The following is a 14,963-nucleotide window of genomic DNA, read 5'->3' on the forward strand; positions in this document are numbered from 1 at the left end:
TCACAATTCCAAACCTGGCGCGGGATCGTTCCCACGGCGGGGATAAAGCCGAAAAATATTAGGGAGTCCGCATGGTTGCGTCAACGTAGGTCAACCGACCGATCGGACTTGTCCCCGCCGATCGGGATCGAACGAAAAGTTGTCGATGGCCTGCACGCCGGCGTGCGGTTGCGCGTTGCAGCCCGACGCCCGCGGGGCTAAACTTTTTTGGCCCGCGATGGAGCGGGTCCCGAAAGGTTGATGACAATGACGATTCTTTGGTCCCGGCGATGGTGCGCGGTCCTGGCGCTGGCGATCCTGACGGTGTTTTCGGCATGCGCGGGCGGCGGCGACGATGACGACGACGATGGCGGCGGCGGCTCGGTCGAAGCGTTGTGCGCGAGGATTTCCGAGTGCGACCTGGGAGCCGCGCTCGGCATCTCTTCGATGGACGACTGCCGCGGTTTCGCGGACACCTTGGACGATGCGACGCTGCAATGCGTTCTGAATGCGAAATCCTGCGAAGAAGTGAAGGAGTGTCTCGGTCTGGCGGGCACGGACGATGACGCGGACGACGACACGGACGACGACGCGGACGACGACTCGACCTACGAGTGCGTGGAGGAACCGTCCCTCGTGGACATCGAGCCGGAAACGCCGGAGATGACCGACGAGGAACTCTACGCATTGCGTTGCCCGGATGCGGCGGACCCGGAGGCGTACGAAGAGGTGACGCTCCAGTATTCGAGCGACGCTCTGTCGACGGGGAGCACGGCCTGGGATGCGGGATCGATGGAAGGCGTACGGTTCACGCCGGAACATCCCTTCCACCTGAAGAGTCTGGAGTTCTATTTCTACAACGATTGCGGCGACGTGAACGTGCGCATCGTACCCGATCTGCTGGGCTCCGTGTTCGTGGTGGACGGCGATCTGACCGACCCATTCCGCGCGGCCATTCCCAGCGAATCCGAGTGGTCGGAACTGCCGGTCCCCCAGTGGGACTTCGTACGCGAGCCGGAAGAGACGTTTTGGATCGTCTACGAGCACATCCAGAAATATCCCTACCTGGGCCAAGACGATCTGACAAATGACTACCGCAGCGCCTTCTGGAATGAAGAGTGGGCGCTGACAAACTCGCCGTGGACGCACGGCAATCCCGCCCGCAATTACATGGTCCGCGCGCATGGCAACTACTTCTGCAAGCAGGAAGACAAGTGGTTTTCCGACGCCACCGCGGATGTCGATCTCGGGCCCGATCTGCATCGTCAGCGGACGGTTTGGGCCGACATCAATAACGACGGTTGGGACGACGTGGTGGTTTCGACCGGTGGATACGAGGAAAATGGTTTTTCGGTCTTCCTGAACGACGAGGGGACATTCACCGACATCACCGACGCATCGGGGCTCAATGGCTTCGGCGCGGGTGTGGCACTGCTGGCCGATTTCGACAACGACGGCAACCTCGACGCGTACCTCGGCGTGAACACGCCGCAGGACAACGTGCTCGATTACTACTCGACGATTCTGCTGGGCGACGGGCTCGGGGCATTTACCGAGGTTCCCGATAACGGCGTCGACGTGCTGTTCGATGTGACGCTCTACGAAGTGGACGTCACGCGCCGGCCCAGCCACGTGGCGATCACGGCCGCGGACTACGACGAGGACGGCATCGTCGATCTTTACGCGGGCAACTGGGAGATCGAGTATCCCTACGCCGCGTCGTACCCGGATATTCTTTTCCACGGCAATGGCGACGGGACGTTCGAAGACGCGTCCGATGGTTCGGGGATCAATCCCTACAATCGACCGGCTTACGGCGCGTCCTTCGGCGATTACAACAACGACGGATGGGCCGACATCGGCGTGGCCAACTACGGCGGTTCGCCGAATTACCTGTTCGAGAATCAGGGCGACGGAACATTCGTCGAAGTGGCCATGGAGAAGGGCTTCGCCCGTGGAGGCGACGGCAAAAGCGGCACGTCATTCGGCATCGACTTCGGCGACATCGACAACGATGGCGACCTCGATGCCTATCAGTCGAATATCCAGCACCCGCGGTACGAAGGTGTGACGGGCGGCAGCGTGCTGCACGAAAACGCCGGTACGCCGGACTTTGCCTACACCGACATCACGACCGCCCGGGGAATTTCGCGCGACGAGGGCGAGATCGACGGCAGCTTCGCCGACTTCGACAACGACGGCCGCCTCGATCTGTTCGTCTCCGATCTCTACACCGGGCATTACGGGCGCCTCTTCCGGCAGATGGAAGACGGCACATTCGAGAACGTCACCTACGAGTCGGGCATCTTCATGCACGATTGCACCAATCACGCGTGGGGCGATGTCGACATGGACGGCGACCTCGACCTGCTCGTCACCCGACGTTCTGACGGCATGCAGGTGCACCTGTGGCGCAACGAAATCGGGCAGGACAACAACTGGGTGACGTTCCGGCTCGAAGGCGACGGCGTGGCGACCAATACCAGCGCTTGCGGCGCGCGCGTCACGCTCGTCGCGGGCACGCTGACGCAGATCCGCGAAGTTCAGTGCGGCCGCGGCCACGCGAGCGCGGGTCCGTCGCTGCCGGTCGAGTTCGGGCTTGGGTCCGCGGCGACCATCGATTCGGTCACGGTGGATTGGCCGGGCGGGGCGGAGGAAACCTGGGATGACCCGCCGATCGAGCGGTTCATCCGGCTGGTTCAGGGGCAACCGACGCTCGAGTACTATGACGAGTGAGCCCGAAGCGCCCGAATCGCTCTCTCGGCCGGTATTCGCCGCGCTGCTGATCGCCGCGACCGCGATCGCGGCATTTCAAGTGCGTTCGTTCTGGGCTTATGCTCAGGACGACGCGTTCATCACGTTTGCGTACGCGCGTCATTGGATCGAAACGGGCCGGGCGCTTTACCGGCCCGACGAAACCGTCATCGGGTACTCGAATCCGCTCTGGATGGCGATCAGCGCCGCGATGTATGCGGCGCTCGGCGCCGACCGCATTCTCGTCGCCATGCGTGCGGTGTCGTTTCTTGCGCTCGTCAGCCTGTGCGTGACGACTCCGCTCGCAGCCCGACGACTGGGGGCGCGGCGCGTCGCGCAGGCCGCATGCGTGCTCCTGCCCGCCCTGACGACCGCGTTTGCCCTGCACGTGAATTCGGGTCTCGAAACGGTTCTCGAAACGGCCCTTGTGTCGTTCGCCGCATGGCGATTGCTGCCGGATGACGAAGGACGCATCGACGCGCTCAGCGGCCTTCTCGCTCTGGCCCTCGCGGCGATCGCGCGCTTCGATGGGATGTTCCCATTTGCCTTGGGTCTGACCTATGTGGCGTGGAACGGTTGGCGGCGAAAAGACATGCGCTCGGCCGTGGCGATTCTCGCGGCACTGGCGATCTACGGCGTTTATGTCGATGCCACGTTCGCCGCTTACGGAATCTGGACGCCGAACACCGTCGTCGCAAAGATGAGCGCGGCGTATCCGGCCTCGGTACGCCTTGCCGAAGGCGTGAGGTATCTTCATGGCGCGGATCAGGCGCTCGGTCTGAGATTTCTCGTTTCCGGATTTCTGTTGCTGCTCTGGTATCGACGCGATCTCGCGGTCCTATTTTGTGCGGCGCTCGCGGCGTTGTTTCTCGCCAAGAGTGTTGCGGTCGGCGGAGACGCCATGATGGGTTTTCGCTTCGTCGCTCCGGCGCTTCCGGTCATGTTTGCGCTGGCGGCAGCGGGTTTTTCGAATCTATGGGTGAATCACCCCAAAGTCGGTGCCGTAGGTGTTGTGGTTCTCACGGCGGCTTGCGTCGTGAGCCTGCAATGGATCGCGCCGGCCCAGCCGGAGGCGGTCACGCAGGTGAAAAAGGCTCGATTCAACGCTGAACTCGTGGCGGGGTACATCGACATCGCCCGCGCGTTCGAGCCCTTCTGCCGCGAGGGGGACGAACTCGCCACGGACGTGGCCGGGACGTTCGCGTTTTTCACGAATTGCCGCGTGCTGGACACTTGGGGCCTGAACAGCGCCGAGATCGCCCGTCGGGGCCGGGCGCCGGACGGGGTGAGGTTCACGTCGTTCGGCGTCGTTGCGCCCGAGGTCGCGCTCGAGCGAAAGGCTCGATACATCCTCCCGTATCCCCCGGTGCCCATGCCGCGCGCATGGCCGCGCGAAAAGGCGCTCGCGTCGGTTTTTCCCGCGCCGTTCTACGTCAATCGACGCGAGATGGCCGAATATGATCTCGTGGCCGTAAAAACGCCCAGGGGCGTTTTCTCGTTTTTCCAGCGCCGACAAATTCCCGAGAGCTGAGCGAAAGGATGTGGACATGAGCGGCGAAGTTCGGGCGAGTGTGGAGCGACACGGCCATGTGGCCGTGGCGAGCTTTCGGCAACCTCGTGTATTCAACGCGTTTGACGAAGCGACGATCACCGAAATGATGAAGATCGTTCGCGCGCTCGGCCGCGAACCCGCCGTGCGCGCCGTCGTGCTGACCGGCGAGGGCAAGGCTTTTTGCGCGGGCGGCAACCTGCGCGCCGTCGTGGAAATGAATCCCGATCGGCCCGGGGAGGGTTTCTACCAGGTTGCGGCGATCTTTCATCAATGCGTGCAGGAGATTCGTACGATGAACAAAGCGGTCGTCGCCGCGATCAACGGCCCGGCGGCGGGGGGCGGATTCTCGCTCGCGCTGGCCTGCGATCTGCGCGTCATGGCCGAGTCCGCATTTCTCCAGCAGGCGTACACCTCGAACGGCCTTTGCATCGACGGAGCCGGGACGTTCACCCTGCCGCGCCTCGTCGGCATGGCGAAGGCGCTCGAAATCGCCATCCTCGACGAACGCATCGACGCGGATACCGCCCTGCGGCTCGGTCTCGTGCACCGAATCGCCCCCGACGCCGCGGTGCTCGACGAGGCCGTCGCGCTGGCCGAACGCGCGTCGCGCATGCCCGTGGGCGCGATCGGGCGGACGAAACGGTTGCTCAACCAATCGTTCAACGCGAGCCTGGAAGAACAGATGGAACGCGCGCGGATCGGGCTGGCCGACGCGGCAAACGGGCCGGAGGGGAGGGAGGGTCTAGCCGCTTTTCTCGAAAAGCGCCCCGCGAAATACCTCTAAACCCGCGTAAAGATTGACGCCCTACGGGGATTTTGCTAAACAAGCGCCCCTGATACGGTCTTTTGACAATTCGCGCGTTTGAAAAAACGCAAAAGTGTAGGCACGTAGCTCAGTTGGCTAGAGCGCTACCTTGACACGGTAGAGGTCGGCGGTTCGACCCCGTCCGTGCCTACCACCTTCTGAAATGGCGGTCTTCGGACCGCTCCCGACGCGTCCGCACGGCCATCCGCGCCGTCGGCGAGGCGTCCCTTGCCACCCGTTCTGACGGGATTTCAGTCGGTCGAGCGTTCGCGAGTGTCGGAAAACCTTCGTCGGTCGAACAATCGCGGATTGCCGCTTTCGGCGATCCCCTGGAGTGTGGATGTCTGAGATCACCCTCGCTTACGCGGGTGCATCGTACGCCTTGCCGACCGGCTCGACGCTGCGTGACCTGTTGCGCGAACTCGGCCCGAACAAGCCCCCGTCGATCATCGCCGCGCGTGTCGCCGGCGAGATTCGCGATCTCCATACACCGCTGACGCACGGCGGCGACGTGGAATTCTTCGGCTCTGATTCGAAGGACGGCCTCGACGTGCTGCGTCATTCCACCAGCCACATCATGGCCGAGGTGGTACAAAAGCTCTTTCCCGGCACTCAGGTCACCATCGGCCCGGCCATCGAGACGGGTTTTTATTACGATTTCGATTCGGAGCATTCGTTCACCGAGGACGACCTCGTCGCCATCGAAAGCGAGATGCGCGCCCTGATCGCGAAGAATGTTCCGTTTCGCCGGGTCGAGGTCGCCGCGTCCGAGGCGATCGCGATGTTCGAACGGATGGGCGAGACCTACAAAGTGGAACTCATCCGTGACCTCGGCGACGTTCCGCTTTCGCTCTACTATCACGGCGAATGGGTCGATCTGTGCCGCGGGCCGCACCTGGCCGACACGAAACCGATCAAAGCGGTCAAGCTGCTGTCGGTGGCCGGCGCGTATTGGCGCGGCGACGAAAAGAACAAGATGCTTCAACGCATCTACGGCACGGCGTTCGCATCGCAGCAGGCGCTCGACGACTACCTGCACCTGATCGAAGAAGCGAAGAAGCGTGATCACCGCGTGCTCGGCAAGACGCTGGATCTGTTCTCGTTCAATGAGGATGCGGGTCCAGGCTTCGTCATTTATCATCCCAAGGGAATGCGCCTGCGAACGCTGATCGAGGACTGGGAAAAGCGCGAGCACTTCCGGCGCGGGTACGACATCGTCCAGGGTCCGCAGCTTCTGAAGAAGGATCTCTGGGTACGTTCGGGGCACTTCGACCACTACCGCGACAACATGTACTTCACGAAGATCGACGATCAGGAATTCGGCATCAAGCCGATGAACTGCCTCGCGCATATGCTGATTTACAAGACGAAGCTGCGCTCGTTCCGCGATCTGCCCAAGCGCTACTTCGAACTCGGCGTTGTGCATCGCCACGAGAAATCCGGCGTGCTCAACGGACTATTCCGGGTGCGCTGCTTCACGCAGGACGACGCGCACATCATCTGCATGCCCGAGCAACTCAACGACGAGGTACAGGGCGTCGTTCGGTTCGTGCAGGACGCGATGAAGGTTTTCGGGTTCGACTACAAGCTCGAGATTTCGACCCGCCCCGAAAATTCCATGGGCAGCGACGAGATTTGGGCCATGGCGACGAACGCGCTCAAGTCGGCGCTCGACGGTCTCGGTTTGCCGTACGAAATCAACGAGGGCGACGGGGCTTTTTACGGGCCGAAGATCGACGTCAAGCTGCGCGACTGCCTCGGCCGCTACTGGCAGTGCGCGACGGTGCAGTGCGATTTCACGCTGCCCGAGCGCTTCGAACTCACGTACGTCGGCAGCGACAACAAACCGCATCAGCCGGTCATGATCCACCGGGTCATTCTGGGGTCGATGGAGCGCTTCATCGGCGTGCTCACCGAGCAGTACGCGGGCGCGTTTCCCACGTGGATCGCCCCGGTTCAGGCCGTTGTGCTGACCATCAGCGACAAGGCGATCGATTACGCGAAGACCGTGGCACACACGCTTCGCGAGAACGACGTGCGCGTCGAGGAAGATTTCCGCAACGAAAAGATCGGATACAAAATCCGCGAATGGCAGCAGCAAAAAGTGCCCTACATGCTCGTCATCGGCGAGAAGGAAGCCGAGGCGGGCTTGGTGGCGCCGCGCACGCGCACCGGCGAGAATCTGGGCGCGATTTCCATCGAGGATTTCCTGGCTCGCGTGCGTCGCGAGGTCAGTGAGAAGACCATCAACTGAATTCGAGGGAGGCGGTCATTAAAAAGCCGAACATCAACGATCGGATCACGGCCAGTCAGGTCCGCGTGATCGGGCAGGACGGCGAGCAACTCGGAATCATGTCCCTTCCACAGGCGCTTCGCGCCTCGGAGGACCATGGGCTCGACCTCGTCGAAGTGGCGCCCGAAGCACGCCCCCCCGTTTGCCGCATCATGGATTACGGGAAGTACAAGTATCAGCAGGAAAAGCGGCAGCACGAGGGACGTAAGGGCCAGACGACCGTGACGCTCAAGGAGATCAAACTCCGTCCCAAGACCGGCGAGCACGATTATCAGACCAAGCTCAAACACGTTCGGGAGTTTTTGGGCAAGGGGCACAAGGTCAAAGTGACCGTGATGTTCCGGGGTCGCGAGATTGTCCACGCCGATTTGGGTCAGGCGCACCTGGAGCGGATGATCAAGGACACGGACGATGCCGGGCAGCTCGAAAGCTCGGCCCGGATGGAAGGGCGTACGATGCACATGGTGCTCTCGCCCAGAGCGAAGAAGAGCTAGCCGCAAGACGCGGCGCGAAACGAAACGGAACCTGGCGCGAGCCGGTGCGGGCCCCATGGGGGAACGCGGCGCGTTTGCGTGAACGAAACGGAGCACGACATGCCGAAGGCCAAAACCCATAAGGCGACGAAGAAACGCTTCAAGCTCAGTGCGACGGGCAAGGTGCTGTACAAAGCCAGCAATGCCCGGCACATCCTGACGAAGAAGACCTCCAAGCGAAAACGACACATCCGAGGCGTGACGACTCTGGCGAAAGCGGACTCGGCGCGTATTCGCAATCTGCTTGGCAACCCACGCTAAGAAAGGAGTCCGACAATGCCCCGCGCAAAAGGCGGTTCGAAATCGCACGCCCGGCACAAAAAAGTTCTCAAGATGGCCAAGGGCTATCGCGAGGCCCGGTCGAAGCATTACAGCGTCGCGAAGGAAACGGTCCGTCGGGCCCTCAGATTCCAGTATCGCGACCGCAAGGTCAAAAAGCGCGAGTTCCGTCGCCTGTGGATCATCCGTATCAACGCGGCGGCGCAGGAAAACGGCTTGACCTATTCGCGCCTGATCCACGGCCTGAAAATCGCCGGCATGGAGATGGACCGCAAGATCCTCGCGGAACTCGCGGTTTCGGACAAAAAGGCCTTCGCGGAGATCGCGGAAGCGGCGAAGCGCGCCCTCTAGCGCAAGGAGCGCTCCCGTGGCGGGCGAAATCGAACGGATGACGGAAGCGGCGCTCAGCGCGATCGAGGCGGCCGGCGATCTGGCCGCGCTCGATGCGCTGCGCGTCCAGTATCTCGGGAAGAAAGGCGAACTGACCGCGCTGCAAAAGGGCGTGCGGGACGTGCCGGCCGACGAGCGCCCAAAATTCGGCGCGGCGATCAACGACGCCCGCGCGCGGATCGAGGAGCGTCTCGACGCGCGCCTGGCCGTTTTCCGCGAGGCCGAGAAACGCCGCGCGCTCGAAGGGGCGCGCGTGGACATCACGCTGCCGGGTCGGCGTCGCCCGCGTGGTCACCTGTCTCCGCTGACACAGGTTTACGATGAAGTCGTGGGCATCTTTCGCGGCATGGGATTTTCCGTCGAAGACGGACCCGAGGTCGAGGACGACTACCACAACTTCACGGCGCTGAACTTTCCGCCCGATCACCCGGCGCGCGACATGCAGCAGACGCTCTTCGTCGGCGACGACCTGTTGCTGCGCACGCACACGAGCCCCGTGCAGATCCGCGTGATGGAGACGTCGCGCCCGCCGATCCGCATGATCTGCCCAGGCTGGGTTTATCGGTCGGACACGCTCGACGCGTCGCACTCGCCGATGTTCTCGCAGGTCGAAGGTCTTCTTGTCGATCGTCGCGTCACGATGGGCGATCTGTTCGGTGTGCTCGACGAGTTTGTTCACCGGTTCTTCGGCAAAAATTTCCGGACGCGTTTTCGACCGAGCTTTTTCCCGTTCACTGAGCCGTCCGCGGAGATGGATGTCACCTGCATCATCTGCAACGGAACGGGGCAGGGGCCCCAGGGATCCTGCCGGGTCTGCAAGGGCACCGGTTGGAAGGAGATCCTCGGCAGCGGCCTCGTGGATCCCAACGTGTTCTTGAACGTCGGTTACGACCCGGAGGAATGGACGGGCCTCGCGTTCGGCATGGGCGTCGAGCGGCTCGCCATGTTCAAGTACGGCGTCGATGAGATCCGGCACTTTTTCGAAGGCGATCTGCGTTTCGTTTCCCAGTTTTGATGGTGGGTCGTCATGAAGATCAGTCACAATTGGCTGCTCGATTACGTTGACGCGCCCTCGGCCGATCGCGTGGCCGAGGTCTGCAATCTGCGCGGCATGGAAGTCGAATCGGTGTCGCGGATCGGCTTCGAATTCGCCGGGGTCGTGACGGCGCACGTGCGTGGCGTCGAATCGCTCGCGGGCTCGGACCACCTCACCGTTTGCCAAGTCTTCGACGGCGCGGCAACTCATCGCGTGATCTGCGGCGCGCCGAACGTGCGCGCCGGCATCGTGGTTGCGTGGGCAAAGCCGGGCTCGTCGCTGCCGGGCATCGGACTGGTGAGCGAAAAGGATGTTCGCGGCGTTCGCAGCGCGGGCATGCTCGTCAGCAAACGCGAACTCGGAATCTCCGAGGATCACGCGGGAATCTGGATACTCCCCGAGAACACGCCGATCGGCGCGATGCTTGAGGACGCCGTTCCCGTGCGCGACACCGTGATCGAAGTCGACATCACCGCGAACCGGCCCGATCTGCTCTCAGTGATCGGGATGGCGCGGGAGATCGCGGCCGCGCTGGGCGTGCCTCTGCGGCGTCCCGACGTGCCGGCGCAGACTGTCGGCGGTGATGTCACGCAGAGGATGTCGGTTCGCATCGAATCGCCTGAACTTTGCCCGCGATACACGGGTTCGTGGGTCGAGGGTCTCCGCGTTGCGCCATCGCCGCTGTGGATGCAACTGCGTCTCGAGGCTGTCGGCGTCCGCGCCATCAGCAATCTCGTGGACATCACCAATTACGTGCTCCACGAATGCGGCCAGCCGCTGCACGCCTTCGATCCGCGGTTTCTCGACGGCGCGAAAATCATCGTGCGGGCCGCGCGCGAGGGCGAAACGATCACGACCCTTGACGAGATCGAGCGAAAACTCGTTTCGACGGATCTGCTGATCTGCGACGGGACGAAGCCCGTCGCTCTCGCGGGCGTGATGGGGGGTGCCAATTCCCTCGTCTCCGATTCGACGTCGGACGTCTTTATCGAATCGGCGTATTTTCAGCCGGTTGCGATCCGTAAGACGTCTCAGCGCCTCGGATTGTCCACCGATTCGAGCTACCGATTCGAGCGCGGTGTGGATATCGACGGCGTGCCGTGGGGGCTCGCGCGCGCGGCGTCGCTCATGGCGGAGCTGGGGCAGGGGCGCATCGTCACCGGAATGATCGATGAATATCCCGCGAAGCGAGAACCGCTGTGCGTTCGAGCCCGCGCGTCGCGCGTCAACTGGATCCTCGGCACCGAACTCACGCAGGACCGTGTGCGTGAACTGCTCGGTTCCATCGGGATTTTGGCGCAGCCCCTGGACGGCGACGCGCTCGAAGCTCGCGTCCCGGCGTTTCGGGTCGATTTGACGCGAGAGATCGACCTGATCGAAGAGGTCGGCCGCCTGCATGGTTTCGGCGGAATTCCGTACACGATGCCGGCGACGAACGCCGCGTCCAAGCCAATGTCGAAGATCGACCGCATCCAGCAGCGTTGCCGCGAAACGCTGGTGGGACTCGGCTATAACGAGGTCGTCGGGATTTCGATGACCAGCGCGGCCGTTCTCGACAAGGTTCGTCGTGAACCCGGAACATACGTGGAAATCCGAAATCCTCTCACGAGTGAAATGTCGGTGTTGCGCGACACGCTGCTTCCGAATCTTTTCCGCGCACTCCGGTTCAATCTCGCGCGCCAGGAAGCAAACGTCGCCATCTTCGAGACAAGGCGCGTGTTCCGCCCGGTTGCGGGCGAAAAATTTCCGCTCGAGTCGCTCTTTGTCGCGGGACTCATCACCGGCGCGCGCTACCCGCAAACCTGGGCGCATACGCAGACTCCGGTGGACTTTTTCGACGCCAAGGGCGCCGCGGAGGAATTGCTTTCGGAGCTCGGCCTCGGTGCTTCTGCGGCGTATGGGCCGGGTGACGACGACCCTGTGTTGACCTACGGTGCGGCCGCGCGGATCGAAGTGAACGGCCGGCGCGTTGGGCGATTGGGACGGTTCAACGACGACGTTCTCGCCGCGTTCGACATCGATGTCCCCGCGTTCGGATTCGAAATCGATCTCTCGGCGCTCTCCGCAGACGCATTGCCCAAACCGTACTTCCAACCGTGGTCGCGTTTTCCGAGGACCGGCCGCGATATCGCCGTAACCGTCGAACGCACGACGCCCGTCGGGCCGATGGTCGAGGCGCTTCGCGCCGTGGATCCAACGAATATCTCGGCGGTTTCGGTGTTCGACGTGTACACGGGACAGGGTGTCGCGGCGAGCGAGAAGTCGATCGCGTTTTCGGTGGAGATTCAGTCTTTGTCCCGCACTCTGACCGCCGACGATACGAACCGGCTGTTCGAATCCTGCCTCGCGGTCCTGACGGAGCGATTCGGGGCAAAGCTAAGAAACTAGTTTAAGTAATGAGTCTTAACTAGCTGATATTAAAAGGATATCTGAGTATTGCGGCTTTTGCGACAAGGCTCAAGCATCCCTTGAACTATCCGGGCGAACGCTCTAAAAAATCGACGGAATTCCCTTGCCGAGCCTCAAGTTTTTTGCTAGCGTGCCGAAATCCATCTTCGGGGGGAGGTGCGTCCGATGACCAAAGCGGACCTTGTGAACACGATTTACGAGAAGATCGGCTTCTCGAAAAAAGAGTCCGCGCGCATCGTCGAGCTGGTTTTCGAGATCATCAAGGACACGCTCGAAAAAGGCGAGAAGATCAAGATTTCGGGATTCGGCAATTTCGTCGTTCGCGAGAAGCGCTCGCGAATCGGACGAAACCCGCAGACCAATGAAGAGATTACGATCTCGGCCCGCAAGGTACTGACGTTCAAGCCAAGCCAGGTGCTGCGCAACGCGCTCAAGGATATTCAGGACGCCGCGGACGTCACCGACGTTCAGAACGCGTGACGCGCGAAGGGCCTGAGGGGGGCCTTCGGTGAGCGAATCGGTTCGGATTCCCGACAAGCTCTATTTCCGCATCGGCGAAGTCAGCGACCTGACTGGCATCAAGCCCTACGTGCTGCGCTACTGGGAAACCGAATTCGACATCGTCAAACCCGAGAAAACCGAGTCGAATCAGCGGCTTTACAAGCGCAAGGAAGTCGAGCTGATCTTCGAGATCAAGCGCCTCCTCTACGAAGAGAAGTTCACGATCGCCGGCGCCAAGAAGGTCATGCACGAAAAATTCCGGGCGCACCCCGACGATCAGCTCCCCTTGAATTTTCGCGACGAGAAGTCGCACGAGTTCCTCGCACAACTGCGCAAAGAGATCGTCGCCATCAAGGAACTGGTTGAAAAAGGCTGACCGGCGCGCTATAAGAGGCGGCCTTTTTCGAGGCGGTTTTCCCGGCGAATCGGGGCGTAGCGCAGTCTGGTAGCGCACCTGAATGGGGTTCAGGTGGTCGGAGGTTCAAATCCTCTCGCCCCGACATTTCTTCACGAGAACTCCGGTCGCGGCGTGGCCACCATCGCACTCCGGCACGTGATCGTGCTCCGCCCCGCGGCGGCGACCGGCCGTTCCAGCAGGATTGCTCCGCAATATCAGGTGTTTGGGCGTTGTCCATTCTGATCTCCAACGATGATGGAGTCCTTGCTCCCGGCCTCGTCGCCCTTCGAAACGCGTTGTCGAAGATCGATCGAGTCCGCGTGGTCGCTCCGGATCGCGAGCGCAGCGCCGCCTCTCACGCGCTCACGTTGCATCTGCCGCTGCGCATGAAAAAACTGGACGATGACGTCTACGCCGTCGACGGCACGCCGGCGGACTGCGTGCACTTGGCGCTCAATGGAATCTACAAAGCCGATCCGCCGCGCGTGGTCGTTTCCGGAATCAATCGCGGCGGGAACCTGGGCGATGACGTGACCTACTCGGGAACCGTGGCCGCGGCGCGGGAGGCCGCGATCCTGGGATTCACGTCGTTTGCGATCTCGAACGAGCAGGGGGCCGACCTGCACGATTTCGAATCGGCGGCCCAGTTCGCCGCCCGACTCGTGCGTTATTTGCTCGCGAATCCGTTGCCTCGAGGCCTCATGCTCAACGTGAACGTACCCGGCGGCCCGTCGCCGTCGCCGCCGTTTCGCATCACGCGCCTTGGTCACCGGATCTACGGCGACGAGGTCGTGCGCAAGATCGACCCACGCGGAAACGACTACTACTGGATCGCCGGACAGGAGCACGGATTCGAGTCGATACCGGACTCGGATCTGGATGCCCTCCACGCGGGTTTCGTGTCGGTGACGCCGATCCGCATCGACCAGACGGACGCCGCGCAGTTCGAGCGACTGCGCGACCTGGGCGACTTTCTGTGACGGGCGATCCCTTCGAACGCGAGCGACGCGCCATGGTCCGCACGCAGCTGCGGGCGAGGGGAATCGTCGACGAGCGCGTACTCGCCGTCATGGAACGCGTGCCGCGCCATCTGTTCGTTGATCCCGACTCGCAGGACCGCGCGTACGACGATTCGGCGCTGCCGATACGCGAGGGGCAAACGATCAGCCAACCCTACATGGTTGCCCTCATGACGCAGTCGCTGCTGCTCGGCGGCAAGGAGAAGGTGCTGGAGATCGGCACGGGCAGCGGGTATCAGACGGCGGTGCTGGCGCCGCTCGCGGATCGAATCTTTTCGATGGAGCGCCTCGGTCGCCTCGGGCGACGCGCGGAAAAGCTCCTGTTCTCGCTCGACATCCACAACGTTTTGATTCGGATCGCGGACGGCACGCATGGCTGGGCGGAGGAAGCGCCGTATGACGCGATCCTCGTCGCCGCCGGTGCGCCGGGGGTGCCCGAGAACTTGTTGCGACAACTCTCGGTCGGCGGGCGTCTCGTGATCCCGCTCGGTCCGGAGGACCGCCAATTGCTCTATCGAATCACGCGGACGAAGACCGGATACGACGAGAAAAAGCTCGGCTCGTGCCGGTTCGTGAAGCTGATCGGCCGCTACGGCTGGGAATCCTGATCGAAAAGTTCGCGCCCGCGGGACGAACCGTTGTGACGCGCGCGACGCTTCGTTATGATTCGGCATCATGCGGGATCGTGGATCGGATCGAACAAGATGAAACGCATCCCCGACATCGTCGCGTTCGGGCGCAAGTTGCGAAATTCGCGCGGGAATTTCGCGCGGTTGCTGTGGTTCATCGCCGCGGCGGGTCTCGCGAGCGGCTGCGGTTATTACGTGACGGCCGAGAAGGGCGACACGTTGTATTCGCTTTCGCATGAGTACGGCCTGACGGTGAATGACGTCCTCGACGCGAATCCCGACATTCAGGATGCCGACCGCATCTACGAAGGCCAAAAGATCAAGATTCCGCGCGACAAGTCCTACAAGTTCGCGGCCACCGAAACGCAGGCGAAATCGGCCGAGCGA

Annotated in this window: 14 protein-coding genes and 2 tRNA genes; all 16 read left to right on the top strand. The window is 62.3% G+C overall.

What is annotated here, in order from left to right; all coding sequences use genetic code 11:
- Positions 1–240 precede the first annotated feature (240 nt).
- Positions 241–2,715: a CRTAC1 family protein gene (locus tag IT350_20710; GenBank protein MCC6160485.1), complete on the top strand. Its 2,475-nt coding sequence runs from the start codon at positions 241–243 to the stop codon at positions 2,713–2,715.
- Positions 2,705–4,264 carry a hypothetical protein gene (locus IT350_20715; GenBank protein ID MCC6160486.1) on the top strand — a complete coding sequence of 520 codons (1,560 nt, stop codon included), beginning with the start codon at positions 2,705–2,707 and terminating at the stop codon, positions 4,262–4,264. Before IT350_20710 ends, IT350_20715 begins: the two co-directional genes overlap by 11 nt.
- A gap of 16 nt (positions 4,265–4,280) precedes the next feature.
- Positions 4,281–5,069: an enoyl-CoA hydratase/isomerase family protein gene (locus IT350_20720; protein MCC6160487.1), complete on the top strand. Its 789-nt coding sequence runs from the start codon at positions 4,281–4,283 to the stop codon at positions 5,067–5,069.
- Between the two features lie 98 nt (positions 5,070–5,167).
- Positions 5,168–5,244: transfer RNA gene (locus IT350_20725), tRNA-Val, on the top strand.
- A 186-nt stretch (positions 5,245–5,430) separates the two neighbouring features.
- Positions 5,431–7,344 (top strand): threonine--tRNA ligase, encoded by a 1,914-nt coding sequence (thrS, locus tag IT350_20730; protein ID MCC6160488.1) that lies wholly within the window; start codon positions 5,431–5,433, stop codon positions 7,342–7,344.
- 17 nt (positions 7,345–7,361) lie between these two features.
- Complete coding sequence (locus tag IT350_20735; protein MCC6160489.1) at positions 7,362–7,877, top strand: translation initiation factor IF-3; 516 nt, start codon at positions 7,362–7,364, stop codon at positions 7,875–7,877.
- Between the two features lie 99 nt (positions 7,878–7,976).
- Positions 7,977–8,177: a 50S ribosomal protein L35 gene (gene rpmI / locus IT350_20740; GenBank protein MCC6160490.1), complete on the top strand. Its 201-nt coding sequence runs from the start codon at positions 7,977–7,979 to the stop codon at positions 8,175–8,177.
- 15 nt (positions 8,178–8,192) lie between these two features.
- Positions 8,193–8,546 (top strand): 50S ribosomal protein L20, encoded by a 354-nt coding sequence (gene rplT, locus IT350_20745; GenBank protein ID MCC6160491.1) that lies wholly within the window; start codon positions 8,193–8,195, stop codon positions 8,544–8,546.
- Between the two features lie 16 nt (positions 8,547–8,562).
- Positions 8,563–9,600, top strand: a complete 1,038-nt coding sequence (gene pheS / locus IT350_20750) for a phenylalanine--tRNA ligase subunit alpha (protein ID MCC6160492.1) — start codon at positions 8,563–8,565, stop codon at positions 9,598–9,600.
- 12 nt (positions 9,601–9,612) lie between these two features.
- A complete protein-coding gene (locus IT350_20755; GenBank protein ID MCC6160493.1) occupies positions 9,613–12,009 on the top strand; it encodes a phenylalanine--tRNA ligase subunit beta in 2,397 nt (798 codons plus the stop codon).
- A 186-nt stretch (positions 12,010–12,195) separates the two neighbouring features.
- Positions 12,196–12,510, top strand: a complete 315-nt coding sequence (locus tag IT350_20760) for an integration host factor subunit alpha (GenBank protein MCC6160494.1) — start codon at positions 12,196–12,198, stop codon at positions 12,508–12,510.
- Between the two features lie 28 nt (positions 12,511–12,538).
- A complete protein-coding gene (locus IT350_20765) occupies positions 12,539–12,907 on the top strand; it encodes a MerR family transcriptional regulator (GenBank protein ID MCC6160495.1) in 369 nt (122 codons plus the stop codon).
- A gap of 50 nt (positions 12,908–12,957) precedes the next feature.
- Positions 12,958–13,031 (top strand) — tRNA-Pro (locus IT350_20770).
- A 127-nt stretch (positions 13,032–13,158) separates the two neighbouring features.
- Positions 13,159–13,908 carry a 5'/3'-nucleotidase SurE gene (gene surE, locus IT350_20775; GenBank protein ID MCC6160496.1) on the top strand — a complete coding sequence of 250 codons (750 nt, stop codon included), beginning with the start codon at positions 13,159–13,161 and terminating at the stop codon, positions 13,906–13,908.
- Positions 13,909–13,940: 32 nt separating this feature from the next.
- Positions 13,941–14,555 carry a protein-L-isoaspartate(D-aspartate) O-methyltransferase gene (locus IT350_20780; protein ID MCC6160497.1) on the top strand — a complete coding sequence of 205 codons (615 nt, stop codon included), beginning with the start codon at positions 13,941–13,943 and terminating at the stop codon, positions 14,553–14,555.
- A gap of 96 nt (positions 14,556–14,651) precedes the next feature.
- Positions 14,652–14,963, top strand: a 312-nt coding sequence (locus IT350_20785) for a LysM peptidoglycan-binding domain-containing protein (protein MCC6160498.1), incomplete at its 3' end; no start/stop codon positions are given.

This window comes from Deltaproteobacteria bacterium (assembly GCA_020845895.1).
Taxonomy (GTDB): domain Bacteria; phylum Lernaellota; class Lernaellaia; order JACKCT01; family JACKCT01; genus JADLEX01.